The sequence below is a fragment of the Pseudomonas sp. FG35 genome, assembly GCF_057809295.1.
This window is the reverse complement of the sequence record NZ_JBMDJR010000026.1, coordinates 1-24,493: the sequence shown is the minus strand read 5'-3', so window position 1 is coordinate 24,493 and position 24,493 is coordinate 1. Positions and strand designations below refer to the sequence as shown.

Sequence of the window (24,493 nt, the reverse complement as noted above, 5' to 3'; positions counted from 1 at the left end):
ATCGTGGGGGCGATTATAGCCATGCTCGCATGGCGGCGCGGCTTGTCTTTTATCCAGCAAGGATTAGGCTAGGCGCCTTCGACTGCAGAGGGAACGCGCGATGACCACAGAACTTGAAACCGCCACCAACGAACCCCGGCTCAACGCCACGGAAATCCGCATTCTGGGTTCGCTGATCGAGAAACAGGCCACCAGCCCGGAAACCTATCCGTTGACCCTCAATGCGCTGGTATTGGCCTGCAACCAGAAAACCAGCCGCGAACCGGTGATGACCCTGACCCAGGGCCAGGTCGGCCAGAGCCTGCGCGCCCTCGAAAGCCGTGGTTTCGCCAAACTGGTGATGGGCAGTCGCGCCGACCGCTGGGAGCACAAGGTCGACAAGGCGCTGGAACTGGTGCCGGCGCAATTGATTCTGACCGGGTTGATGTTCTTGCGCGGCCCGCAGACCGTCAACGAACTGCTGACCCGCAGCGGTCGCATGCATGAATTCGAAGACGCCGAACAAGTGGTGCATCAGTTGGAACGTCTGATCGCACGGGAGCTGGCGGTGTTGATTCCGCGTCAGGCCGGCCAGCGCGAAGATCGTTACACCCATGCACTGGGCGATCCGGCGGACATCGAGGCGATTATCGCGGCGCGGCAGAACCCGAGTGATCGCGGCACGGCCAGCGGCGTGTCAGTGGAGCGCATCGAAGAGCTGGAAGCGCGGATTGCGGCGCTGGAAGAGCGTCTGGCCCGCCTCGAAGAATAAGCGCGTCGGGGCGGCGTTATTCGCCGTCCCAGTAATCCACCCCGTCCGACTGCCGCGCCACCGCGACGAATCCCGAGGCATTGCCTTCGGCATCGACATTGAAGTTGTCCATCACCGCGTATTTGTTCGAGTCCGGGTACTCGCAGATTTCCGGTTGCTGCTGGGTGCTGACGGCCAGATAGCGCAGTTCCGCAGCACTGGTGTTGATGATTTGATGCGCCGCTTCAGGGCCGCCCGGCGGGCAGGCGATCACGTCGCCGGCGCGGATCGGGAAACGTTCGGCACCCAGGCGCACTTCCCCTTCCCCGGCCACCACGTAAAACATTTCCTCATTCACCCGATGACTGTGAAACGGACTGCCACGCATGCCCGGTGGCAGCGCATACAGCCGATAACCGAGCTTCTGCGCGCCCAATTGCTGGCCGACCCGGGCGAACCGTTGCTGATATCGCCCGGCGGTTTCACCCTCGGGAGCCAATGATTCTGGAAGCGGTTCGAGTTCGACGTCATTCAGGTTGAGAATGGGCGGATGCATGCAAACCTCGGCTTTTGTGAAGGGCAAGTCTGTGCTTGCTGATCCGGCAGTATAGGCAACGGCAAATCCGGGCGGATTCACCGTTGTTCAGGCGCTATCAACTGCGGGCGAACGCCACCGCCGCATCGAACTGCTCGACCGTCGGCCGCACGCCGGTGTACAGCACGAACTGCTCCAGCGCCTGGATCGCGATCACTTCCAGCCCGGTGATCACTTTTTTGCCTTCGGCACGACCGCGCACGATCAGCGGGGTTTCCGAGGGGATCGCCACCACATCGAACACGGTGTCGGCAGACTTGATCACATCCACGTCAAAGGAAAGCTGCCCTGCTTCCGGGCCACCGTCCATCCCCACCGGCGTGACGTTGATCAGCATCCGCGGGCGCTCGTCACCCAGTTCTGCCTGCCAGCGATAACCCAAAGAATCCGCCAGCGCACGGCCGGCGCGCTCGTTGCGGGCGACGATCAAACCGTTTTTGTAACCGCCATCGCGCAAGGCACTCGCCACCGCCTTGGCCATACCGCCGCTGCCGCGCAGGGCGAAAGTCGTGTCCTTGGGCACCGCGTGGGTTTCCAGCAACTGGGCGATGGCAATGTAATCGGTGTTGTAGGCCTTGAGATGGCCGTTGGTGTTGACGATGGTGTTGATCGACTGAATCGCTGCCGCCGACGCATCCAGCTCATCGACCAGCGCAATGCTGGCTTCCTTGAACGGCATCGACACGCCGCAACCGCGAATCCCCAGTGCGCGGATCCCGCCGACCGCACCGGGCAGGTCCTGGCTGCTGAATGCCTTGTAGTAGAAATTCAGGCCCAGTTGTTCATACAAATGGTTATGAAAACGCAGACCGAAATTCCCGGGACGCCCAGACAGGGACATGCACAATTGGGTGTCTTTGTTGGGGTTCATCTGCATGGGAGGCTCCTTCGAATGCACTTTCGGATGGACGGGATTAGCCAGGCCATCGGGTTCTGAACGATCATAAGGCGGTCTGTTCCGGGCATCACAGCCGATGGCAGAAGTCCGGTAAACAAACCGGTACAGACCTTACACAAAATTTACCCAGCGGCCGTGCTGTTTTTCAAAATGTTGCTGTCTTAGAAGTATCCCCGCGCCATTCCGGGCCTGTTGCAGGTCCGGACGCCGGGTCGAAGAACCGAGGAATTATCATGATTCGTAAACTCCCCATCGTGGCCTTGTTGATTGGTGCATTCGCGATCACGGGTCAGGCAGAAGCCCACGGCGGTGGCTGGCAGGGCCCGGCGGTATTTGGTGCGATCGTCGGCTCGGCCATCATCGGCTCGGCGCTCATCAACCAGGATCGGCCGGTGTACGTCCAACAGCCTGTTTACGCTCAACCGGCTCCGGTCTATGTGCAGCAACCGCCGCCACCGGTCTACTATCAGCCGGCCCCGGTCTATGTGCAGCAACCGGTCTACGTCCAACCGGCCCCGGTGTATTACGGCCCGCCGCGCGGTTATTACGGTCGGCCACACTACTACGGTGGCCCGCGCTGGTAACCGGTACACGAAGCCCCGCTTGATAGCGGGGCTTTTTCTTGCGCGCATATTACTGCCGGCGGAAAAGCCAACCGTCCGTCGGCCAAGGTCTGAAAAAATCTCGCCAAGGTCGCTGTGGGGACAGTTTGAACCGTTAAAGTCGGCATGATGGACTCGACCGTCGGGGGCAAAACACAAACGGTCATCTATTTGTCATGACGGAACCGCACTCTGAATCCGTCCGCATACAACAGGTTGATAACAACAAGGACGACTTGAATGCCAACACAGAATCCGCACCGCATCGTCGGCTTATGCACCTCGAGCAAGGTCTACAACGCCCTGACCGAACTCAAGCACCTGGAAGGCCACCGCACCGCGAAATTTCTCTCGCTGCTGGCGGAAAACCTGGTGCGCAAGGGTTTTCTCAACGAACACGAAATCGTGCACATGCTCGATCAAGTGGTGGATTGAGCCAGTCCTCACTGGCGTCAATGACCACTATCGAAAGCGTTGATTGTCCCTGAAACGGCCAATTGCCTAAGGTAGCCCCATCGATTGATGGAGGTACTTTTCATGGCTCAGGTTCAAATCATGTCCGTTATCGGCAGCGCCGTACCCGCCTCGCTCAGAGAACTGGGCCTGCTCGCCTGCTGGTATCTGGTGCGCGACGGCGAGCCGGTCAGCGGCCCGCTCACATCCCTGCCAGCGGCGCAGGCGCTGTCGCAGCAACTGCTCAACGGCCCGTTCAAGGCTTAAGGCAGCTGCACTTTCGGCTTGCTTTCGATGAACAGCGCCCAACTCGACATGAACAGCGCCGCGATCAGCGGCCCGATCACGAAACCGTTGAGGCCGAACACCGCCAGCCCGCCCAGGGTCGAGATCAGGATCATGTAGTCCGGCATCCGGGTGTCTTTGCCCACCAGGATCGGGCGCAGCAGGTTGTCCACCAGACCGATGACGAATACCCCGAACAATCCCAGCACCACGCCCTGCCAGATCATCCCGCTGAGCAGGAAGTAAATGGCGACCGGCACCCAGACAATCCCGGCGCCCACCGCCGGTAGCAACGACAGAAACGCCATCAGAACCGCCCAGAGCAACGCGCTGGGAATGTCGAGAAACCAGAAAATCGCCCCGCCCAGCGCACCTTGAGTGATCGCCACCAGCAGATTGCCCTTCACCGTGGCGCGTACCACGCGATTGAATTTCAACTGCAAGCGACGCTTGTGATGCTCCTCCAGCGGTATCGCTGTGCGCACCTTGCGCGCCAGTTCGGCGCCGTCGCGCAGGAAGAAAAACAACAGGTACAACATGATGAAAAAACTCACCACGAATTCGAACGTGCCCTGGCCGAAACTGAACGCCTGGCTTGCCAGCACCTGACTGCCCTGCATGGCGGCCTTGACGATCTTCTCGCGCAAGGCATTGAGCTCGCCCATGCCGAAGCGGTCGAGCAGGTGCTGAAAGTAAGGCGGCAGGCTGTGCTTGAACTGCGCCAGATAGGCGCCGATATCGAGCTTGCCGCTTTCGATATTGTCGTAGAGCGTCGCCCCTTCCTGCACCAGCAGCACACTGAGGACGATCACCGGCAAGATCGCGATCACCAGGCAGATGCTCAAGGTACAAAGGGATGTGAGATTGCGTTGCCAGCCGAATTTCAGTTGCAACTGGCGCTGCATCGGTGCGAACAGGATGCCGAGGATCACCGCCCAGAAAACCGCGCCGTAGAACGGCAGCAGGATCCAGATAAAGGCGACCGTCACCAGAAACAACAGCACGGTGAGGGATTTGAATTGCAGACTCTTTTGGTTCATGTCCGGTCCAGGTCAGTCAGGCGCCACCCGCGCCCGTCCCGTTTAGTCAGCCAGCGTCAGCGCGAGTGCCCTGTTTCTTCATGGAGCATAGATCCAGATCAATAAACCCTCGGCGCAACTGCTCTACCCTGCCGCGCTTTTGCGACCGACGCCGCCATGACGACCTCCTTCACCCCCGAACTGCTCGCCCCCGCCGGCACCCTGAAAAACATGCGCTACGCCTTCGCCTACGGGGCCGATGCGGTGTATGCCGGCCAGCCGCGCTACAGCCTGCGGGTGCGCAACAACGAGTTCGATCACGCCAACCTGGCGCTCGGCATTCGTGAAGCCCAGGCCCAGGGCAAGCGCTTCTACGTGGTGGTCAACATCGCGCCGCACAACGCCAAGCTGAAAACCTTCCTCAAGGACCTGGCGCCGGTGATCGAGATGGCGCCGGACGCGCTGATCATGTCCGACCCGGGCCTGATCATGCTGGTGCGCCGGCACTTCCCGCAGATGCCGATCCACCTGTCGGTGCAGGCCAACACGGTGAACTGGGCGAGCGTCGAATTCTGGCAACAACTGGGCTTGAGCCGGATCATCCTGTCCCGTGAATTGTCGCTGGAAGAAATCGGCGAAATCCGCGAGCAAGTGCCGGGCATGGAACTGGAAGTGTTCGTCCACGGCGCGCTGTGCATGGCCTACTCCGGCCGCTGCCTGCTCTCGGGTTACATGAACAAGCGCGACGCCAATCAGGGCACCTGCACCAATGCCTGCCGCTGGAAATACTCGGCGCAGGAAGCCAGCGAAAACCATCTCGGCGAAATCGTGCAGACCTTCGAACCGCAACCGACCCTCGGCCTCGGCGCCCCCACCGATCAGGTCTTCCTGTTGCAGGAAGCCAACCGTCCCGGCGAGCTGATGCCGGCCTTCGAAGACGAACACGGCACCTACATCATGAACGCCAAGGACCTGCGCGCCGTGCAGCACGTCGAACGCCTGACCCGCATGGGCGTGCACTCACTGAAGATCGAAGGCCGGACCAAATCGCACTTCTATTGCGCGCGTACCACCCAGGTCTATCGCCGGGCCATCGACGATGCGGCGGCCGGCCGCGAATTCGACCGCAGCCTGATGACCGATCTGGAATCCCTCGCTCAGCGCGGTTACACCGAAGGCTTCCTGCGCCGCCATGTGCACGACGAATACCAGAACTATCAGAACGGCAGCTCAGTGTCGGAGCGTCAGCAGTTTGTGGGCGAACTGACCGGCGAGCGGCGGGATCGTCTGGCCGAGGTCAAGGTGAAGAACCGCTTTGCCGTGGGCGATCATCTGGAACTGATGACGCCCAAGGGCAATTTCCATTTTGATCTGCATGAACTGCAGAACCTTAAAGGCGAAGCCATCGACGTGGCGCCGGGGGACGGGCACACGGTGTATCTGCCGATTCCGGATGCGGTGGATCTGCGGTTCGGGTTATTGATGCGCGATGTGGATAAGGACTGAGAAAGCTCCGCGTTATTCCTTTGGTTTACCCCTGAGCCGAAAACCGGTCGCGACTATTGCTCAGGTGCAGCCACATCGCCGCACGCGCCGCTTCCGAATCCTGGCGTTTGATTGCGTTGAAAATCGCCTCATGTTCCAGGTTCGCCAGTTGCCCGAGCTTGCTCAAATCCACCGCCCCGCGCTCGGCCGCGTTGACCCGAGTGCGCGGAATCATTGCGCTGCCCAAGTGCTGCATAATTTCGGTGAAGCAGACATTGCCGGTGGCTTCGGCAATCAACAGGTGGAAGCGCCGGTCGGCTTCAACGCAGCTGTCGTTGTTGGCCAATAGACGCTGATAGTCATCGAGTGCCTGACGCATCTGCTCCAGCTGCTGTTCGGTGCGGCGCTGCGCGGCCAGCGCCGCCGCTTGCGTCTCCAGCCCCATGCGCAATTCGAGAATGCTGCGCACCCCCAGCGCGGTGTCGACATTCAGTCGCAACCCCTGCTCCTGTGCGCGTTCGATCACGAACGTGCCGATGCCGTGCCGCGTCTCCACCAGCCCCGACGCCTGCAATTTGGAAATCGCCTCGCGCACGACGGTGCGGCTGACGCCGTGTTCCTGAACGATCGAGTTTTCCGACGGCAACTTGTCACCGGGCAGCATCTGACCGAGCAGGATGCTCTGGGTCAGTTTTTCCACCAGGTCATGGGCCAGGTTGTGCGCGCGTTTGCGGGCGGGGGCGTCGATGTCGTCTTGCATGGTCGGTTCCGGTGATCGGGGCAGACCGATCGTAGCACTGGCGGCAATGACTTGTATGAGCTCCTATGAATTCCGGGATTCAGCTTGTATGACAACACTCAATTTTAGACAGACATTCTTCCATTTCGCCGGGCAATTACTCCACGATCACTGGCGTAAAACTCTACATCACACCTGATAGAACCTCTATAAAACCCAACAAAAACGGGATTTAAAATCTGAAAAAGCATAAAAACCGCTCCCCGTAGACAAATTTGATTGAGCACTCCCGCTTGTAGGACAAAAAAATCTAGTTGTATGATGTCTATCAACAACGCAACACCAGACACACCCCGCATAAAAATAACGAGTGGGAGAAAACCAAGTGAAATCATCCATCGCCGGGATGAACGAGGGCGCCGATTCGGTGCTGTCCTCCGCCATTGCCAAAGTCAAACGCCACGTCCTGCCGCTGTTCGTCATCATGTTCATCGTCAATTACATTGACCGGGTGAACATCGGTTTCGTCCGTACCCACATGGAACACGACCTCGGCATCGGTGCCGCGGCCTACGGTTTCGGTGCCGGTCTGTTCTTCATCGGTTACGCGCTGTTCGAAGTCCCTTCCAACATGTTGCTGCAAAAGGTCGGCGCGCGAATCTGGCTGACCCGCATCATGCTCACCTGGGGCCTGGTCGCCGCCGGCATGGCGTTCATCCAGAACGAAACCCACTTCTACATCCTGCGTTTTCTGCTCGGCGTGGCCGAGGCCGGGTTCTTTCCCGGGGTGATCTACTACTTCACCCGCTGGTTGCCGGGGGCCGAACGCGGCAAGGCGATTGCGATTTTCTTGAGCGGTTCGGCCGTGGCCTCGCTGATTTCCGGCCCGTTGTCTGGTCTGTTGCTGCAGATCGAAGGTCTCGGCATGCACGGCTGGCAGTGGATGTATTTCATTGAAGGGATGTTCTCGGTCGGCCTGTGCGTATTCGTCTGGTTCTGGCTCGACGCCAAACCTCACGATGCGAAATGGCTGACCCGCGCCGAGCAGGATGCACTGGTCAAAGCCATCGACGATGAGCAGAAGGCCCGCGAAGCTGCGACCCCGATCCGGCCGTCGCTGGGCAAACTGCTCAAGGATCGCCAGATCATCCTGTTCTGCCTGATCTACTTCTTCATTCAATTGACGATCTACGCCGCGACGTTCTGGCTGCCGAGCATCATCAAGAAGATGGGCGAAATGAGTGACTTCCAGGTCGGCCTGTTCAACTCGATTCCGTGGTTGCTGTCGATCATCGGCATGTACGCGTTCGCCTCGTTCTCGGCGAAGTGGAAACACCAGCAGGCGTGGGTCGCCACTGCATTGCTGATCGCCGCTGCGGGGATGTTCATGTCCACCACCGGCGGGCCGATCTTCGCTTTTGTCGCAATCTGCTTTGCTGCGCTGGGTTTCAAATCCGCGTCCTCGCTGTTCTGGCCGATCCCGCAGGCCTATCTCGATGCGCGGATCGCCGCTGCCGTCATCGCGTTGATCAACTCGGTGGGCAACCTCGGCGGTTTCGTCGCTCCGACCACATTCGGCTTGCTGGAACAACACACCGGTTCGATCCAGGGCGGCCTCTATGGCCTGGCCGCGACCTCGATCATTGCCGCGATCATCGTGTTCGCCGCCCGCATGACACCCAAATCCGCCCCTGACGTCGCCGTGGCCGATGCCGCGCCGAAACACGCTTGAAAGGACAATCCCAAATGACCGCACACGACATCGCCAAAGCCCCGATCATCACCGAGATGCAAGTCATCCCGGTCGCCGGCCACGACGGCATGCTGCTCAACCTGAGCGGCGCCCACGGGCCGTTTTTCACCCGCAACATCGTCATCCTCAAGGACAACGCCGGCCACACCGGGGTCGGTGAAGTGCCCGGCGGCGAACGTATCCGTCAGACCCTAGAAGACGCCCGCAGCCTAGTGGTCGGCAGCCCGATCGGCACCTACCAGAAGATCCTCAACCAGGTACGCCAGACTTTCGCCGACCGCGACGCCGGAGGCCGTGGCCTGCAAACCTTCGACCTGCGCATCACCATTCACGCGGTCACCGGCCTGGAAGCCGCCCTGCTCGACCTGCTCGGCCAGCACCTCGACGTGCCGGTGGCCGCATTGCTCGGCGAAGGTCAGCAACGCGATGAAGTGAAGATGCTCGGTTATCTGTTCTACGTGGGCGATCGCCGGGAGACCGACCTCGCATACCGCAGCGAACCGGATGCCGACAACGACTGGTTCCGCGTGCGTCACGAGAAAGCCATGACCGCCGACGCCGTGGTCCGTCTGGCCGAGGCTGCGCACGCGCGTTATGGGTTCAAGGACTTCAAGCTCAAGGGCGGCGTACTTAGCGGCGATGCGGAAATCGAAGCAGTGACCGCACTGGCCGAACGCTTCCCCGACGCCCGCATCACCCTTGATCCGAACGGCGCGTGGTCACTGAAAGAAGCGATCCGTCTGTGCCGCGATCAGCATCATGTACTCGCTTACGCCGAAGACCCGTGCGGTGCAGAAAACGGTTATTCGGGACGTGAAGTGATGGCCGAGTTCCGTCGCGCCACCGGGCTGAAAACCGCCACCAACATGATCGCCACCGACTGGCGCGAAATGGGTCACGCAATCCAGTTGCAGTCGGTGGACATCCCGCTCGCCGACCCGCATTTCTGGACCATGCAGGGTTCGGTGCGCGTGGCGCAGATGTGCCACGAATGGGGCCTGACCTGGGGCTCGCACTCCAACAACCACTTCGACATTTCCCTGGCGATGTTCACCCACGTCGCGGCCGCCGCGCCGGGCGACATCACCGCCATCGACACCCACTGGATCTGGCAGGACGGCCAGCGCCTGACCAAGGCACCGCTGCAAATCGTCAACGGTTGTGTGCAGATGCCGAAGAAGCCGGGGCTGGGCGTGGAACTGGACATGGATCAGGTGGCCAAGGCCCACGAACTCTATAAAGGCATGGGGCTCGGCGCGCGGGATGACAGTGTGGCGATGCAGTTTCTGATTCCGGGCTGGACGTTCGATAACAAGAAGCCATGTCTGGTGCGCTAGGCCTGCGCAACCTCCAGCAACCAGTGCCTGAACGCCGCCATCGCCGACGTCTCCGGCCGTGACTGCAAGCGCGTCAGCCAATAGCTGCCGGTGGTGATTTCAATGGCAAAGGGTTGGCGGATCAGATCCGCCGCCAGTTGCCGGGCAAACATCAACGGCGGCGCCAGTGCCACCCCGCCGCCCTGCAACGCCGCCTCCATCATCGCCAGCGACGAGTCGAACACGATGCTCTGGGGCGGCGCGGCATGGGTCGCAAGACCGGCCGCATGAAACCACTCCGGCCACTCATCGGTGCGATAGGAACGCAGCAAACGCTGCTGCAAAAGATCCCCCGGCGTGTGCAGTTGCCGGGCGATTTCCGGCACGCAAAGCACCGACAACGGCGCCTCCAGCAAACGGGTCGCCTCGATACCGTGCCACGCCCCGGCGCCAAACCGGATCGCGTAATCCAGCCCTTCGGCGGCCACGTCCACCCGATTGTTGTTGGTCGACAGCCGCAAATCTATGAGCGGATGTTTCGCCTGAAAATCCGCCAGCCTCGGCAACAACCAGCCCACCGCGAAAGTGCCCACCGCGCCGACCGTGAGCATTTCCCGATATTGCCCGCCCGCCAGACGCTCGAGCATCTGCGCGATATGATCGAATGACGTGGTCAGCACCGGCAGCAGGGTTTCGCCTTCGCCGGTCAGCATCAACCCACGGGGCAGGCGTTTGAACAGGATCACGCCGAGTTGCGCTTCCAGACTTTTGACCTGATGGCTGACGGCCGCCTGGGTCACGCACAACTCCACGGCGGCGCGAGTAAAGCTCAAATGACGCGCAGAGGCTTCGAAGGCACGTAACGCATTCAAGGGCAATTGAGGTCGAATCATGCCAAGTCCCAAATTTTTCTAATGGCTCGTCCGAATTTTCATCGTTTGTCGAAAGACAGCGGACTGCCTAGATTTGGCGGCGCCGATCAGCAGCCCAATGAAAAAACGCTCGCAGTGTAGCGGGATAACACCATCAACACTCATGGAGAGTGGTTCAAACATGTCTTCGACCAACCTGAGAAAACTCAAGTCCTACAGCGCTTTCGGACTTTTCTTCAGCGCCGCCACCTGTCTGGCAGCCCCACAAACCGACGATCAGTTACAGGCGCTGGTCAAGGCCACCGTGACCCCGGTCATGCAGCAACAGGACATCGCGGGACTGGCCGTAGCCGTGACCGTCAATGGCAAGGCGCATTACTTTAACTACGGTGTCGCCGACAAAAGCACCGGGCAGGCAGTGAGTGAAAACACCCTGTTCGAAATCGGCTCGGTAAGCAAAACCTTCACCGCGATCCTCGCCGCCTACGCCCAGGCCAGCGGCAAACTGCAACTCTCCGACAAGGCCAGCCAGCACTGGCCCGAACTGAAAGGCAGCGCCTTCGACCACATCAGCCTGCTGCAACTGGGCACGTACAGCGCCGGGGGGCTGCCGCTGCAATTCCCGGATGCTGCGGATTCTGCCGACAAGATGCTCGGCTATTACCAACAGTGGAAACCGACGTATCCGGCCGGCAGCCATCGCTTGTATTCCAACCCGAGCATCGGCCTGTTCGGCTACCTGGCCGCAAAAAGCCTCGGTCAGCCGTTCAATCAGGTCATGACCGAAACCCTGCTGCCGAAACTCGGGCTCAAGCACACCTTCCTGTCGGTGCCCGCGTCTGAACAAAAGCTCTACGCCCAAGGCTATGACAAGAACAACAAACCGATTCGAGTCAGCCCCGGCGCCCTCGATTCCGAAGCCTACGGCGTGAAAACCAGCGCCGCCGACCTGCTGCAATACGTCCAGGCCAACCTCGACACCGCCAAACTCGAAACGCCTCTGCAAAAAGCCATCGCCCTCACCCACACCGGATACTACACCGTCGGCGACATGACCCAGGGCCTGGGCTGGGAACGCTACGCCTACCCGATCAGCCTCGACCGCCTGCTGGACGGCAACTCGACGCCAATGGCCATGGATGCGCACAAGGTCAAATGGCTGAATCCGCCACAGCCTGAACCGGCGAACGTGCTGCTGAACAAGACCGGTTCCACCGGGGGTTACGGCGCCTACGTCGCATTCGTGCCGTCGAAGAAAGTCGGGATCGTGATTCTGGCGAACCGCAATTACCCGAATGGAGAGCGGGTGAAGATTGCGCACAAGATTCTGGGTGAATTGACCCGGTAACCACGCCATAAAAAACGGGCGACCTGAGAAGGTCGCCCGTTTTTCTTTTCTGATCACCCCTGAATCAGAACATCAATCATCCGGCATTTCCGGCGGCTTGGCCGGTTTCGTCGGCTTTACCGGCTTAGTCCCTTTCGCACCCTTGGCCGGTGCCGGTTCTGCAGCAGCCGGGGCCGTGACCACGGTGGAAGTGGTTTCTTTCTCGGCGGCAGGCAACGCATCAATCGTGTCGAAGATTTTCTTCAGATCGACCGCCGCCGCTTCATCCCCCGAAGCCGTCAGTTTGGTCTCGCCATCCTTGCCCACCAGGAAGACTTTCGGATACGCCCCGGCGCCCAGCTTCAGCGAGCGCAGCAGCGCCATGGTTTGCTGCTGCTCGAGGCTTTTGCCATCGACCTGACCGCTCATGCTCAGGATGGTGTAAACCTTGATCTTGCGGTCGGCGATGCCTTGTTTGTTGGCCGGGTCGTCCAGCGCTTTTTTCAGGCTGACCCAATAAGAATCGACCGTACTGGAAGCGATCACGATCACCGGGCGGTTGATGCCCTTGTCGACGTCCAGAGGGGAATCGCCGTCGGCGGCGAACAGGGGGCCGGCAATCGCCAGCAAGAGTGTCAGGGTCAGTGACCTGATGAGCATGCGCATCTCCTTTTGATATCCACGCTCTAATGATTGCGCATCGCGGCGATTGTTCCGGGGGCTGCCCGGCAAAAGTGTTTCGCCTTGCCCAAAGCTTAGGTCAGCACCGATTTTGCGCAACCGGTCGGGCGCGATCATGTCGCGCATTTGATTACCTTTTATGACCGCATTAGGGTGGCTGTTCAACCTGTGAAATGGAGTTCAACGCGCATGCACATCGACTACCTCTGCCATCACCCGCAACTGATCGAGGAACTGGCTGAACTCAACTTCAAGGAATGGGGCCAATACAAACCCGAAGACACCCTCGCCAGCCGCACCGAACGTATGCGCGCCGCCTGCGGCAAAGGTGCGATTCCCAGCGTGGTGGTGGCGATCGAAGACGGAAAACTGCTCGGCGGTGCGCTGCTGATCGACAGCGATATGGATGCCCGTCCGCAATTGACGCCGTGGCTGGCCGGGGTCTACGTGAAGGCCGAACAGCGTGGTCGCGGCATCGCCTCGCAACTGGTCAACCGCATCGTCGAGGAAGCTGCCGCACTGGGCGTGCCGCAGTTGTACCTGTACACCGATGCCGCGCAGTCGCTGTATGCGCGGCTGGGTTGGGAGGTGCTGGAAGAAACGGAGTACGACGGATTGCCGGTGACGGTGATGAAACGGGCGCTTGATCAGAACGCCAGCTTGTAACCGATCAACACCAGCATCGTCGCCAGGCACGGGCGCAGCAGTTCATCGGAGACGCGGCCGGTCAGGTGGCTGCCGAGCCAGATGCCCGGCAGCGAGCCGACCAACAGAAAGCCCAGCACGCCCCAATCCATGTTGCCCATGCTCGCGTGGCCGAGGCCGGCGACCAGGGTCAGCGGTACGGCGTGGGCGATTTCGGTGCCGACCAGGCGGCGGGTCGGCAGCAGCGGATAGAGGATGAACAGTGCGACGGTGCCGAGGGCGCCGGCGCCGATGGAGGTCAGGGCGACCATGGTGCCGAGGATCAGACCGGTGATCACGGTCATGACATTCAGGCGCGCACCGCTGGGGTTGTAGTTGCCGCCGGCGCGTTTATGGGCGAATTCCAGCAGGCGCTTCTTGAACAGAATCGCCAGCGCCGTGGCGAACAGCACGAAGCCCAGCGCTTGCTTGATGATGGCGTTCATCGCGTCCGGGGCGGTGTGCAAGGTGCTGAGGAACCACAAGGTCATCGCCACCGCCGGAACACTGCCCAGGGTCAGCCAGCCGGTGATGGCCCAGTCGATGTTCTTGTTCTTCCTGTGCACCAGCACGCCACTGGATTTGGTGATGGCCGCGTACAGCAGATCCGTGCCCACCGCCGTGGCCGGATTGATGCCGAACCACAGCAGGATCGGCGTCATCAACGAACCGCCGCCGACACCGGTCATGCCGACGATGAACCCCACCACCAGCCCGGCAATCACCAGGCCGAAATTTGCCAATTCCATTAAGACGTCCAGACAAACCACAGGAAAAATCCGGCCCGCAGCATAACCAGTTTTCTTATAACGCCCTATATCGATCGGATCTATCGTTATGCCATTTCACTGCACGGGCAAAAAATTCAAAAACAGCAGGCTCTGGGCGTAATTCAGTCCGATGCGCCGGTAGCGCTCGTCGAGCATCTGGGTCAGCAGATCCAGACGCGCCACGACTTTGCCGAACTCCGTGGCGAAACTCAGGTTGCTGCCCTCCTCGGAAATCTCATTGGAAAACAGCAGCGGCTGGCCATCCTTGTTCTGCCGCTGGGCGAGGATCCAAGTGGCTTTCTCGATGTTGCGCGCGGCGTTGTTGACGAAGGTCGGGTTGATCGCATCGGTCATGTAGAACTCGGTGCGGTTGCCGTGGGCGGTGACCAGCATGCTGCCGATCGCATAGATGAACGCGCCGACCCGGTCGCCGAGGAATTCCGGGCTCATGGCATAGCTCAGCGCTGCCAGATCCTTTTTGCCGCCGAGGGTCGGCAAGGGTTGCTGTTGCTCGATGGCCAGTCGCACCTGCTTGACCGCCGTGCGAATGTCGAGAAAACCGGATTTGCGCAGTTCTTCCGGGTTACGCAAATACAACTTGCCCATCAAGCGATAGAGGCTGTCGAGGTTGTCGCGCATCGCCAGCGTAGCCATGCGGTCGACGCTGGTCTGGAGAAATTCCTGAGGCCTGCCCTCGCGCATCTGGCTGATGAAATTGTTGCCGTCCTGATGGCTGCAACCGCCGAACAGCAGCGTCGACAGGCAGGCCAGCAGCAGGCACGGGCGATGAATGAATGCAGCGATTGGGTGCAAAACTCTCGGCATGAATTCTTTGACGGACACGTTCCTGTGCAGCGGAAGTCACCGCAACCTGGCCATGGATAGAGCCGGGGATTTCGCAAAAGTGCGGTGCCAGGGTGGATTCCCGACCTTCGGTGCTGGTTGCCTTTTTCATTTAGTCGGACTTTATTTTTGCAATAAATGCTAAATCCGCTATAAACCTTCATTAACACCATAATTAGCATGACTATTTATCGATTTTCAAAACAACAACAAAAAGGAAGGTCAACCCATGCTTCAATCCCGACACTCACTCTGCGGCCTCGGACTGTCCCTGATGATCGCCACCCTCTCCGCCCAGGCCGCCGGCCTGACCAGCGAACACAAAGCCTTCGGCAAAACCAATGACGGCACGCCGGTCGAGCAATACATCCTGCGCAACAGCCACGGCATGCAAGCCACGGTCATCACCTACGGCGCGACCTTGCAGGCGCTGCAAGTGCCGGACAAGCACGGCAAGCTCGACGACATCGTCCTCGGTTTCGATGATGTGCAGGGTTATCAGAAAGGCACCGCGTACTTCGGCGCAACCATCGGCCGCTTCGGCAATCGCCTGGCCGACGGCGCATTCGAACTCGACGGCAAGCGCTATCAAGTGCCGCAGAACGACAAGACCAACGCCTTGCACGGCGGCACTCAGGGCTTCGACAAAAAGGTCTGGAAGGCGAAGGAAACCAAAGACAAGGATTCGGTCGGCGTGACCCTGACCTATCTGTCGGCGGATGGTGAAATGGGTTTCCCCGGCAACCTCACCACCGAGGTGACCTACCGCCTTACCGACTCTAACGAGCTGCGCATCGACTACAAGGCCAGCACCGACAAACCCACTGTGCTCAACCTGACCAACCACAGCTACTTCAACCTTGCCGGCGCCGGCAATGGCGACATCCTCAAGCAAGTCGCCACCCTGCACGCCAGCCATTACACCCCGGTCACCGCCAAGCTGATCCCGACCGGCGAACTGGCGCCCGTGGCCGGCACACCGATGGACTTCACCAAACCGACCGCCATCGGCCAGCACATCAAGGCCGACCATCCGCAGTTGAAATTCGCTGAGGAGAAACAAGGCGGCTTCGATTTCAACTGGGCGCTGGACACCAAGGGTGACGTCAGCAAACTCGCCGCCGAAGTCAGCGACCCGCAATCCGGTCGCCACTTGCAGCTGTACACCAACGAACCGGGCGTGCAGTTCTACACCAGCAACTTCCTCGACGGCACGGTCAAGGGCAAGGGTGGCAAGGTCTATCCGCACTGGGGAGCGTTCACTCTGGAAACCCAGCATTATCCGGACTCGCCGAACCAGCCGAACTTCCCGAGTACCCGCCTCGATCCCGGCCAGACCTACACCCAGAGCGTGGTGTTGAAGTTCTCCGCCAAGTAAGCACCTGACCTCCTTTCTGGAACCGGACGGAACCCGTGGGCTATTCTGCTGCCCACCCAAGGTATCGACCCTTTCAGAAAGGAGGTTTGAATGCGTACCCTCGAATTGGCTGGCGTGCAGGTGCCGGTGATTGGCCAGGGCACCTGGCGCATGGGCGAAGACCGTTCGGCGCACAAGCGTGAAGTGGCGGCCCTGCGCAGTGGCATCGAACTGGGGATGACCTTGATCGACACTGCGGAAATGTACGGTGAAGGCGGTGCCGAAACCGTCGTCGGCGAAGCCATTGCCGGCCTGCGCGATCAAGTGTTTCTGGTGAGCAAGGTCTACCCGCACAACGCCAGCCGCCAAGGCATTCCCCAGGCCTGCGAGCGTAGCCTGCGCCGGCTCGACACCGATTACATCGACCTCTATCTGCTGCATTGGCGCGGCCAGTATCCGCTGGAAGAAACCGTCGAGGCGATCGAACGTCTGCGCGAGGACGGCAAGATCGGTCGCTGGGGCGTCTCGAACTTCGACGTCGACGATCTCGAAGAACTGTCGCATTCGGCCTGCGCCACCAATCAGGTGCTGTACAACCTGGAAGAGCGCGGTATCGAATTCGACCTGCTGCCGTGGTGCCAACAGCAGCGCATGCCGTTGATGGCGTACTGCCCGATCGGCCAGGGCGGCGCGATGCTGGCCGAGCCGGTGCTGAAACAGATTGCCGCTCGTCACGGCGTGACCCCGGCGCAGGTTTCGCTGGCGTGGATTCTGCGTCAGGATGGGCTGATTGCGATTCCCAAGGCCGTGCGCCCGGAACACGTGCAGCTCAATGCACAAGCGGCGCAGCTGCCACTCGATGGCGGGGATCTGGCGGCGCTGGACCAGGTGTTTCATGCGCCACAACGCAAGCAGCGGCTGGCCATGGTCTGAGCCACCGCCGACTGACAGAGGGCTTCGCCATGAGAAGCACTGATCAGGACGATCCATTCAACCTGCAACGCTTCGTGCTCGCCCAGGACCCGGTGTTCGAACGGGTTCAGCGCGAGCTCGACGAGGGCCGCAAGCGCAGCCACTGGATGTGGTTCGTGTTCCCGCAGTTCGCCGGGCTCGGCGGCAGCGAGATGTCGCGGCGCTTCGCGATCAACTCGGCGCCGGAAACCCGCGCCTATCTCGACCACCCGTTGCTCGGCGCCCGGCTGCGGACCTGCACGCAGCTGGTGCTGAACGTACAGCAACGCTCGATTGCCGAAATTTTCGGCCACCCGGACGACCTGAAATTCCACTCATCGATGACCCTGTTCGCCCAGTTCGCTGACGACGACAGCCTCTGGCATCAGGCGCTGGAGCGTTATTTCCACGGTATTCAGGACGAATGGACCCTGCAACTGCTGGACTCAAAACAGGCCCAGTTGCCCCCCGATCAGGGTTGAAAAATCGTCGTCGACAAACGGCAGGATCGCATCCGCCACCGGTTGCAGCTGGCGGGTGATGTAGTGGTCGTAGTCGATGGCGGCGCGACGCACTTCCAGCGGCTCGGGCCCGGCCAGGGTGATGACGTAGCTGATCCAGCCACCGTTCTGGTATTGCCGCGGGCGACCGTGTTGCGCGTTGTAATCGTCGGCCAACCGTGCGGCACGAACATGAGGCGGCACGTTGCGTTCGTAGTCATCGAGAGTCCGGCGCAGGCGCTTGCGATAGACCAGTCGCTCGTCGAACTCGCCGGCCAGGGTCTTGCGCACATACTCGCGCACGTAATCCTGATACGGCTTGCGCTGGAAGATCCGCTCGTACAACTCCTGCTGAAATTGCCGGGCCAGCAGCGACCAGTCGGTGCGCACGGTTTCCAGGCCTTTGTAGACCATTTCTTCGCTGCCGTCGGCGCGGGTCACCAGGCCGGCGTAGCGCTTTTTGCTGCCCTCCTCGGCGCCGCGAATCGTCGGCATCAAAAAGCGCTTGTAGTGAGTTTCGAACTGCAATTCGAGGGCGCTTTCCAGACCGTATTGCTCACGCACATGCTCGCGCCACCAATCGTTGACGTGCTGCACCAAGGCCCGACCGATTTGCGCCGCTTCTTCCTGACCGTGGGGGCGACGCAGCCAGACGAAGGTCGAGTCGGTATCGCCATAAATCACCGCATGCCCCTGAGCCTCGATCAGCTGTCGAGTGCGCAGCATGATTTCGTGGCCGCGCAGGGTGATCGAAGACGCCAGTCGCGTATCGAAAAACCGGCAACCACTGGAACCGAGCACGCCGTAGAAGGCGTTCATGATGATCTTCAGCGCCTGGGACAGCGGCGCGTTGTGCTCGCGCTTGGCGGTCTCGCGGCCCTCGGCGACCCGGGCGACGATGGACGGCAGGCAATGCCGGGTTCGGGAAAAACGCGCACCGCGAAAGCCCGGCACCGAGTCGCTGTCATCCGGATGCTGCAAGCCTTCGATCAACCCCACCGGATCAATCAGAAAGGTACGAATGATCGACGGGTAAAGACTCTTGTAGTCGAGCACCAGCACCGATTCGTAAAGCCCCGGTCGCGAGTCCATGACAAACCCGCCGGGGCTGGCCTGCGGCGGATTGGTGCCAAGGTTCGGCGCCACAAAACCCTGGCGGTGCATCAGCGGCATATACAAATGCGTGAATGCCGCCACCGAGCCGCCGCTGCGATCCGCCGGCAGGCCGGTGACGCTGGCGCGCTCCAGTAAAAATTTCAGCAGCTCGGTCTTGGCGAAGATCCGCGTGACCAGTTCGCAGTCCTTGAGGTTGTACTTGGCCAGCGCCGGTTTGTCCTCGGCGAACATGCGGTTGATCTCGTCCATGCGCTGGTACGGGTTGTCGATCGACTTGCCCTCGCCGAGCAGGGTCTGGGCGACGTTTTCCAGGCTGAACGACGGAAAGCTCCAGGTCGCCGAACGCAGGGATTCGATGCCGTCGATGATCAACCGTCCCGCCGCTGCAGCGAAGTAGTGATTGCGGCTGCCGTGTTCGCGCCACTGCATTTCCTCGCCGCCTCGCCCGAGCTTGAGCGGCACGCCGAGGCGTCGGGCGTGTTCGTGGAGGATGCGCAGATCGAACTGCACGAGGTTCCAGCCGATGATCGCGTCGGGGTCGTGACGGGCGAACCAGTCGTTGAGCTTCTTGAGGATCAAGGTGCGCGATTCGCAGTACTCGAGATCGAAATCGACGATGCTGGCATCGCCATTCGGTGCGCCGAGCATGTACACCTGCCGCTCGCCGCAGCCCTCCAGCGCGATGGAATACAACTCGCCCTGCTCGGTGGTTTCGATGTCCAGCGAGACCAGCCGCAGTTGCGGACGATAGTCGGGGGCAGGCTTGAGGTGGGCGTCGAGCAACACGCCATCGGCATCGGGCGTGCCGCTGAACCAGACAGGCGCGGTGATGAAACGCTCCATCAGGTAGCGCTCGGGTGGTCGCACATCGGCTTCGAAGACATCGACACTGTGGCGGTTGAGCGCGGTTTCGAGGCGCATCAACTGACCGTGTTGCTGGCAGTACAGACCGAGCACCGGGCGATGCTCGAAATCCTGCAAAGCCAGGGGACGCAGTTCGACGTTCTTTTCGTCCGCCAGCACCCGCTCGGCCTGCTCGCGCTGCGCCGCAGGGATGAATGCCACCGACGGCTGATGCGGCAGGCGCACACGGCGCGGCCCGGCGTCGGTCGCCAGCCAGAACTCGACTTCGGTGCCGGCCGGGGTGTCGCGCCAATGCCGGGTCAGGACGAAGCCCTGCTGTAAATCCACCACTGCAACCTCAGGAATTGATTCAGACGGGCATTCTACGCGGCATTGCCGTAACCCGTGACAAAGGCCTCGCCATGAAAAACCCGGTCAAATGACGTTTTTTGCGTGTTATCTGCCGTTTTGCGGCCTTGCCCTGCGCGCCTGCGTCTACGATGCTTGGAGAACAACGACAACACCTGAGTAACCGCCATGAAAACCGTCGCCCAGCTGCTCAAGCTCAAAGATCCGAAAAATCAGGAAGTGCACCAGATCAAACCCGATCACATGGTGCTCGAAGCGCTGATGAAAATGGCCGAGAAGAACGTCGGCGCCCTGCTCGTGGTGGAAGACGACAACGTGGTGGGCATCATCAGCGAGCGTGATTACGCGCGCAAACTGGTGCTGCACGGGCGCTCCTCGGTGGGCACGCCGGTGCGCGACATCATGGTGGCTAACGTGATCACGGTGGACACCCACCAGACCGTCGACACTTGCCTTGGCATCATGTCCGACAAACGCCTGCGTCACTTGCCGGTGGTGGAGAACGGCAAGCTGATCGGCCTGCTGTCGATCGGCGACCTGGTCAAGGAAGCGATTGCCGAGCAGGCCGAGCTGATCAAACAGCTGGAGCAGTACATTCGCGGAGAGTGATCAGCCGGGCCAATGTCGCGCAAAGACCGGCGCCAGCACCGGGTGTCGGTCAATGCGCTGCAGCCACGCATGGAAACCGGGTCGGGCCTGACGCAGGTGTTCGCGGGCACCGGCCCAGCGCGTGACCACCGCCGCCAGCACGTCCAGTGCGCCCGGTGTTTCATCGTCCAGGTACAGCTCGGCGGAGAACTGGTCGGCAAACACCTCCCAGCTCCAGTGCAGTCGTTCCCGCGCACCCGCCATCAGATTCTGTCGCGAGGCCTCGTCCGGCATCACCAGCCAGCGTTCCGGGTAATCAATGATCCCGATGGCCGCATAACAATTGCTGACGATGTACACCAGGCCCCGAATCGCCTGATCGCGGTCAGCGCCGTTGGCCGGCAGCAGGCCGGATTGCGCAAAGCTTTGCCCCAGATGAATCAAAATCGCCGCACTTTCGGTGATGACACTGCCGTCCGGCAGTTGCAGGGTCGGGATCTGTTTGAGCGGATTGAGCCGCGCCAGCTCCTGGGCCGCTTCCGCACTGGCCTCGATATCGATGAAGCGGTAAGCCACCTGGCACAGCTCGAGCGCCGCCTCGATGGCCGCCGCCCCTGAATTGCGATGTCCGTAGAGCTGATACATATCCCCTCCTCCACTGCGAAAGGCATCCTGCCTGGCCCTATTTATAGCTGTTGTATCGAATTTGGCACGGATTGCGCATTCATCGGCAGCTTGCGAATCCCTGATCTCGCAAAACAGCGCTGGCGGTGCCCATCCCGCACCAAGAGCAATCAGCGAACGCTATCCGCGTTCTTGTAAGGTGCGATACCGAACCAAAAGTTCGCGTATCCGAGCTGGCAACAAGGAGTTCACCGCGTGAATCTTCATCTGCTGCGCCACCCTCTTCTCTCGATGCCCATTTACCTGCGCCGCGTTCGCCCGCCGAACAGTCCGTGCATTCCTTTTATTACCTGAACGCCTGCACTATTTATTTTTTAAATAGCACGCAAGAAGCCATTGCGTGCGCGCTGCATTAATGAATGCAAGAACACATTGTTCGACAATAACTTTCAGACAGCACACCGATACAACTTTTGCTGTTCGGCGTTAATGTCCAAAGCGCACCAAAACTGCACTATCAATCATTACCCAGAGCCGATTTTATTTAGACAAAAACAAGGAACATCGCCTGTGACCCGCTAAAACACAGACCCGCACCAAATCAGTCCGCCACGCACCATCACGCGTCCTGGCCGACACGAGAACAGCCGCTCTATCTCGCTGAACGGCGCGATACCGCGCCAAGCCTGTCTCGCCCTGAAAAAAGCCCTGAAAACAGGGCTGTCGGGAGGTTATGCGCCCATGAAAACCGGCGTGCCTGATGAAACTTATATAAATGCGACATACGTATCATCCGTGAAATAACCGCTACACATTTGTTTACTGTTTGGCACAGCGGTTGCTATTGCATCAACCATGAGGGCAAGAATGACATTCGCCACTCAGTCATAAAAGAACAGCCACGGACCGGATCAATGAACTATCGAAGTCGACGTTACTGAAGCAATAAGCTGCACAAGCCCTGTTCAATAGATAGTTCAACTATCGGCTTCTGCACACCCGTATGAAAGTTGCGACCACTCACTCGAACAACGCTGTGTTGTTCGAACGGCACCTTATTGCCCTTCATCCACCCGAGGGAGCTTTAATGAACGATGCGGTAAAGCACAGAACGCCGCCGGGGTCAGTACCGAACGCAGCGCTTGCGTCGGTGGCGGGTCGGCCCGTCTACAAGGCCAACACGTCGCAGCCCGGCGGCCTGAACAAACAGCAGATGCTGTTGCTGGTGGCGGTGTCGGCGCTGATACACGGCGGCGCCTGGTGGTTTTTCCAGCAAGCGCGGGCCGAGCCGCTGCCCACGCCGCCGGAAATTCCGGAAATGACCGTCGAGCTGACCAGCCCGACACCGCCGGCCCCGCCGACACCGGAACCGCCGCCCCCGCCACCGCCACCGCCCGAACCAGAACAACCGGTGGAAGACGAGGACGCGGTCAAGCCGCCGCCCAAACCGGTGGAGAAACCCAAGCCGATCGAAAAACCGAAACCGGTCGAGAAACCCAAACCGGTGAAAAAGGCCGAGCCGCCGAAAGCGCCGCCCGCCCCTGCGCAACCGGCCGCGCCTGCCGCTCCGGCCACCCCGAGCGCGCCTCCGGCACCTGCGGCGGCACCGGGCCCGGTGAAAGAGTCAGCGGCGATTTCCGGTCTCGCCAGCCTCGGCAACCCGCCGCCGGAATACCCATCGCTGGCCCTGCGGCGCAACTGGGAAGGCAGCGTGGTGCTGCGGATTCAGGTGCTGGCCAACGGTCGCGCCGGCTCGGTGACGGTGACCAAATCCAGCGGCAAGCCGCAACTGGATGACGCGGCGGTCGCAGCGGTGAAGGCCTGGAAGTTCATTCCGGCCAAACGCGGCGACACACCGATCGACGGCTTCGCCACCCAGACCATCGATTTCAAATTGCCGCAATGACGGCACGACAACCGAACTCACAACCGATTAACGCAAGCGAGGTGTAGCCATGAACGATTCTCTGTCTTCGATGATTGTCCCCGGCGTGCTCTGGGGGCTGGTGCTGTTTTCCGTGGTCAGCTGGGCGATCCTGCTGGTCAAGTCGGCGCAATACCTGCGCCAGAAAACCCAGAACAAGCAGTTCAGCAAAGCCTTCTGGGGCGCGCCGGATCTGCTGACCGCCGCCGAACACGCCAGCCAGTATCCGGGCTCGCTGGCGCGGATCGCCAGCAGGGGTTTCGAAGCCCTGCTGGTGGAAGAATCCCCGCGCACCACCCAGCAACTGGCGCACACCATCAACCGTTCCGATCGACTGGAACGCAACCTGCGCCAGCAGATCCAGAAGGAGCGTCGCTCGCTGGAAAACGGCCAGGCGATCCTCGCCAGCATCGGCAGCACCGCGCCGTTCATTGGCCTGTTCGGCACCGTGTGGGGAATCATGGAAGCCCTGCAAAGCATCGGCGCCAGCGGCTCGGCCAGCCTGGAAACCGTGGCCGGGCCGATCGGCCACGCGCTGATTGCAACCGGTGTGGGGATTGCCGTCGCGGTGCCGGCGGTGCTGATTTACAACTTCTTCCTGCGGCGCCTGAAGCTGGCCTCGGCGGACATGGATGACTTCGCCCACGACTTCGACGCCCTCGCCTCGCGCAGCGCTTTCTCCATCAGCCGCCAGGCCATCGCCAAATCCACGGCCGCCGTGCGGGAGGCCAGCTGATGTCCTTTTCCACTCAAGACAGCGATGAAGTGCTCAGCGAAATGAACGTCACGCCGCTGGTGGACGTGATGCTCGTGCTGCTGGTGGTGTTCATCGTCACCGCACCGCTGATGACCAACGCGATCAAGGTCAACCTGCCAAAAACCGACGCCGTCGCCCCCGCCGAAAAGAAGGATCCGGTGGTGGTCAGCGTCGATCAGGACGGCAAGTTCTTCCTGGCCAAGACCGAGCTGGCGCCGGAATCACTGGAGGCCAGCCTCAAGGAAGTCAAGGCCAAAGATGCTGACGTGCGCGTGCAGCTGCAGGCCGACTCCGCCGTGAATTACGGCCAGGTCGCCAAAGCCATGGCGTCCATCGAGCGCTCGGGCATCACCAAGATATCGGTGATGACCACCCGCTGACGGCGGTGGGGGGGGGGGGGGGGGGGGGGGGG

The 24,493-nt window shown here is 60.7% G+C and carries 26 protein-coding genes; 16 read left to right on the top strand and 10 right to left on the bottom strand.

Annotated elements, in window-relative coordinates; translation table 11 throughout:
* The first annotated feature begins 100 nt into the window (after window positions 1–100).
* The gene (locus ACODTD_RS28215; RefSeq protein WP_201820041.1) at window positions 101–751 is read left to right on the top strand and encodes a YceH family protein; all 651 of its coding nucleotides are present in this window, start codon (window positions 101–103) and stop codon (window positions 749–751) included.
* Window positions 752–767: 16 nt separating this feature from the next.
* On the opposite strand, the gene ACODTD_RS28210 is transcribed toward ACODTD_RS28215, so the two are convergent.
* Window positions 768–1,286: a cupin domain-containing protein gene (locus tag ACODTD_RS28210; protein ID WP_011335048.1), complete on the bottom strand. Its 519-nt coding sequence runs from the start codon at window positions 1,284–1,286 to the stop codon at window positions 768–770.
* A 97-nt stretch (window positions 1,287–1,383) separates the two neighbouring features.
* Window positions 1,384–2,202 (bottom strand): shikimate 5-dehydrogenase, encoded by an 819-nt coding sequence (locus ACODTD_RS28205; protein ID WP_201820039.1) that lies wholly within the window; start codon window positions 2,200–2,202, stop codon window positions 1,384–1,386.
* 254 nt (window positions 2,203–2,456) lie between these two features.
* On the opposite strand from ACODTD_RS28205, the gene ACODTD_RS28200 reads away from it, so the two are divergent.
* From ACODTD_RS28200 to ACODTD_RS28190, 3 genes are all read left to right on the top strand, one after another.
* Window positions 2,457–2,807: a hypothetical protein gene (locus ACODTD_RS28200; RefSeq protein WP_007951578.1), complete on the top strand. Its 351-nt coding sequence runs from the start codon at window positions 2,457–2,459 to the stop codon at window positions 2,805–2,807.
* A 258-nt stretch (window positions 2,808–3,065) separates the two neighbouring features.
* Window positions 3,066–3,260, top strand: coding sequence for a hypothetical protein (locus tag ACODTD_RS28195; RefSeq protein WP_007951579.1), 195 nt, complete (start codon window positions 3,066–3,068; stop codon window positions 3,258–3,260).
* Window positions 3,261–3,362: 102 nt separating this feature from the next.
* The gene (locus tag ACODTD_RS28190) at window positions 3,363–3,545 is read left to right on the top strand and encodes a hypothetical protein (RefSeq protein ID WP_064380832.1); all 183 of its coding nucleotides are present in this window, start codon (window positions 3,363–3,365) and stop codon (window positions 3,543–3,545) included.
* Here ACODTD_RS28190 and ACODTD_RS28185 read toward each other — a convergent pair.
* Complete coding sequence (locus tag ACODTD_RS28185) at window positions 3,542–4,603, bottom strand: AI-2E family transporter (protein ID WP_201820037.1); 1,062 nt, start codon at window positions 4,601–4,603, stop codon at window positions 3,542–3,544. The two genes, ACODTD_RS28190 and ACODTD_RS28185, sit on opposite strands and share 4 nt — an antisense overlap.
* A gap of 156 nt (window positions 4,604–4,759) precedes the next feature.
* On the opposite strand from ACODTD_RS28185, the gene trhP reads away from it, so the two are divergent.
* The gene (trhP, locus tag ACODTD_RS28180; protein WP_011335051.1) at window positions 4,760–6,088 is read left to right on the top strand and encodes a prephenate-dependent tRNA uridine(34) hydroxylase TrhP; all 1,329 of its coding nucleotides are present in this window, start codon (window positions 4,760–4,762) and stop codon (window positions 6,086–6,088) included.
* A gap of 25 nt (window positions 6,089–6,113) precedes the next feature.
* Here the strand turns inward: trhP and ACODTD_RS28175 are convergent, their stop codons facing one another.
* Entirely contained in the window at window positions 6,114–6,827 is a 714-nt protein-coding gene (locus tag ACODTD_RS28175; RefSeq protein WP_011335052.1) for a FadR/GntR family transcriptional regulator, read from the bottom strand.
* A 364-nt stretch (window positions 6,828–7,191) separates the two neighbouring features.
* On the opposite strand from ACODTD_RS28175, the gene ACODTD_RS28170 reads away from it, so the two are divergent.
* Together ACODTD_RS28170 and gudD are read left to right on the top strand one after the other, a co-directional pair.
* Window positions 7,192–8,538, top strand: a complete 1,347-nt coding sequence (locus tag ACODTD_RS28170) for an MFS transporter (RefSeq protein WP_011335053.1) — start codon at window positions 7,192–7,194, stop codon at window positions 8,536–8,538.
* 14 nt (window positions 8,539–8,552) lie between these two features.
* Window positions 8,553–9,896, top strand: coding sequence for a glucarate dehydratase (gene gudD / locus ACODTD_RS28165; protein WP_011335054.1), 1,344 nt, complete (start codon window positions 8,553–8,555; stop codon window positions 9,894–9,896).
* On the opposite strand, the gene ACODTD_RS28160 is transcribed toward gudD, so the two are convergent.
* Window positions 9,893–10,768: a LysR family transcriptional regulator gene (locus ACODTD_RS28160; RefSeq protein ID WP_011335055.1), complete on the bottom strand. Its 876-nt coding sequence runs from the start codon at window positions 10,766–10,768 to the stop codon at window positions 9,893–9,895. The two genes, gudD and ACODTD_RS28160, sit on opposite strands and share 4 nt — an antisense overlap.
* Window positions 10,769–10,928: 160 nt before the next feature.
* Here ACODTD_RS28160 and ampC point away from each other — a divergent pair, with 160 nt between their 5' ends.
* A complete protein-coding gene (ampC, locus tag ACODTD_RS28155) occupies window positions 10,929–12,095 on the top strand; it encodes a class C beta-lactamase (protein ID WP_489105418.1) in 1,167 nt (388 codons plus the stop codon).
* Between the two features lie 72 nt (window positions 12,096–12,167).
* Here ampC and ACODTD_RS28150 read toward each other — a convergent pair whose 3' ends face one another.
* Window positions 12,168–12,734: a DUF4174 domain-containing protein gene (locus tag ACODTD_RS28150; RefSeq protein ID WP_201820113.1), complete on the bottom strand. Its 567-nt coding sequence runs from the start codon at window positions 12,732–12,734 to the stop codon at window positions 12,168–12,170.
* A 210-nt stretch (window positions 12,735–12,944) separates the two neighbouring features.
* Between ACODTD_RS28150 and ACODTD_RS28145 the strand changes: the two genes are divergently transcribed.
* Window positions 12,945–13,421: a GNAT family N-acetyltransferase gene (locus ACODTD_RS28145; protein ID WP_011335061.1), complete on the top strand. Its 477-nt coding sequence runs from the start codon at window positions 12,945–12,947 to the stop codon at window positions 13,419–13,421.
* Here ACODTD_RS28145 and ACODTD_RS28140 read toward each other — a convergent pair.
* Both ACODTD_RS28140 and ACODTD_RS28135 read right to left on the bottom strand, forming a co-directional pair.
* Complete coding sequence (locus tag ACODTD_RS28140) at window positions 13,403–14,188, bottom strand: sulfite exporter TauE/SafE family protein (RefSeq protein WP_011335062.1); 786 nt, start codon at window positions 14,186–14,188, stop codon at window positions 13,403–13,405. The two genes, ACODTD_RS28145 and ACODTD_RS28140, sit on opposite strands and share 19 nt — an antisense overlap.
* 96 nt (window positions 14,189–14,284) lie before the next feature.
* Complete coding sequence (locus ACODTD_RS28135; RefSeq protein ID WP_011335063.1) at window positions 14,285–15,034, bottom strand: hypothetical protein; 750 nt, start codon at window positions 15,032–15,034, stop codon at window positions 14,285–14,287.
* Window positions 15,035–15,281: 247 nt separating this feature from the next.
* Between ACODTD_RS28135 and ACODTD_RS28130 the strand changes: the two genes are divergently transcribed.
* The 3 genes from ACODTD_RS28130 to ACODTD_RS28120 all read left to right on the top strand — a co-directional run bounded on the left by ACODTD_RS28130 (window position 15,282) and on the right by ACODTD_RS28120 (window position 17,842).
* Window positions 15,282–16,430, top strand: a complete 1,149-nt coding sequence (locus ACODTD_RS28130) for an aldose epimerase family protein (protein ID WP_011335064.1) — start codon at window positions 15,282–15,284, stop codon at window positions 16,428–16,430.
* A 90-nt stretch (window positions 16,431–16,520) separates the two neighbouring features.
* Window positions 16,521–17,342: an aldo/keto reductase gene (locus tag ACODTD_RS28125; RefSeq protein ID WP_489105417.1), complete on the top strand. Its 822-nt coding sequence runs from the start codon at window positions 16,521–16,523 to the stop codon at window positions 17,340–17,342.
* A 29-nt stretch (window positions 17,343–17,371) separates the two neighbouring features.
* The gene (locus ACODTD_RS28120) at window positions 17,372–17,842 is read left to right on the top strand and encodes a DUF1810 domain-containing protein (protein ID WP_011335066.1); all 471 of its coding nucleotides are present in this window, start codon (window positions 17,372–17,374) and stop codon (window positions 17,840–17,842) included.
* Here ACODTD_RS28120 and ACODTD_RS28115 read toward each other — a convergent pair.
* Window positions 17,807–20,167, bottom strand: coding sequence for a DNA polymerase II (locus ACODTD_RS28115; RefSeq protein ID WP_181457895.1), 2,361 nt, complete (start codon window positions 20,165–20,167; stop codon window positions 17,807–17,809). The two genes, ACODTD_RS28120 and ACODTD_RS28115, sit on opposite strands and share 36 nt — an antisense overlap.
* Before the next feature lie 189 nt (window positions 20,168–20,356).
* Between ACODTD_RS28115 and ACODTD_RS28110 the strand changes: the two genes are divergently transcribed.
* Window positions 20,357–20,797, top strand: a complete 441-nt coding sequence (locus ACODTD_RS28110) for a CBS domain-containing protein (protein WP_011335068.1) — start codon at window positions 20,357–20,359, stop codon at window positions 20,795–20,797.
* On the opposite strand, the gene ACODTD_RS28105 is transcribed toward ACODTD_RS28110, so the two are convergent.
* Window positions 20,798–21,421 (bottom strand): glutathione S-transferase N-terminal domain-containing protein, encoded by a 624-nt coding sequence (locus ACODTD_RS28105; RefSeq protein ID WP_011335069.1) that lies wholly within the window; start codon window positions 21,419–21,421, stop codon window positions 20,798–20,800.
* 1,066 nt (window positions 21,422–22,487) lie between these two features.
* Between ACODTD_RS28105 and ACODTD_RS28100 the strand changes: the two genes are divergently transcribed.
* The 3 genes from ACODTD_RS28100 to ACODTD_RS28090 are packed head-to-tail and all read left to right on the top strand — an operon-like array spanning window position 22,488 to window position 24,461.
* Window positions 22,488–23,306 carry a TonB family protein gene (locus ACODTD_RS28100; RefSeq protein WP_011335070.1) on the top strand — a complete coding sequence of 273 codons (819 nt, stop codon included), beginning with the start codon at window positions 22,488–22,490 and terminating at the stop codon, window positions 23,304–23,306.
* A gap of 49 nt (window positions 23,307–23,355) precedes the next feature.
* Window positions 23,356–24,060 (top strand): MotA/TolQ/ExbB proton channel family protein, encoded by a 705-nt coding sequence (locus tag ACODTD_RS28095; protein ID WP_285354423.1) that lies wholly within the window; start codon window positions 23,356–23,358, stop codon window positions 24,058–24,060.
* Window positions 24,060–24,461, top strand: coding sequence for an ExbD/TolR family protein (locus tag ACODTD_RS28090; protein ID WP_011335072.1), 402 nt, complete (start codon window positions 24,060–24,062; stop codon window positions 24,459–24,461). Before ACODTD_RS28095 ends, ACODTD_RS28090 begins: the two co-directional genes overlap by 1 nt.
* The last annotated feature ends 32 nt before the right edge of the window (window positions 24,462–24,493 follow it).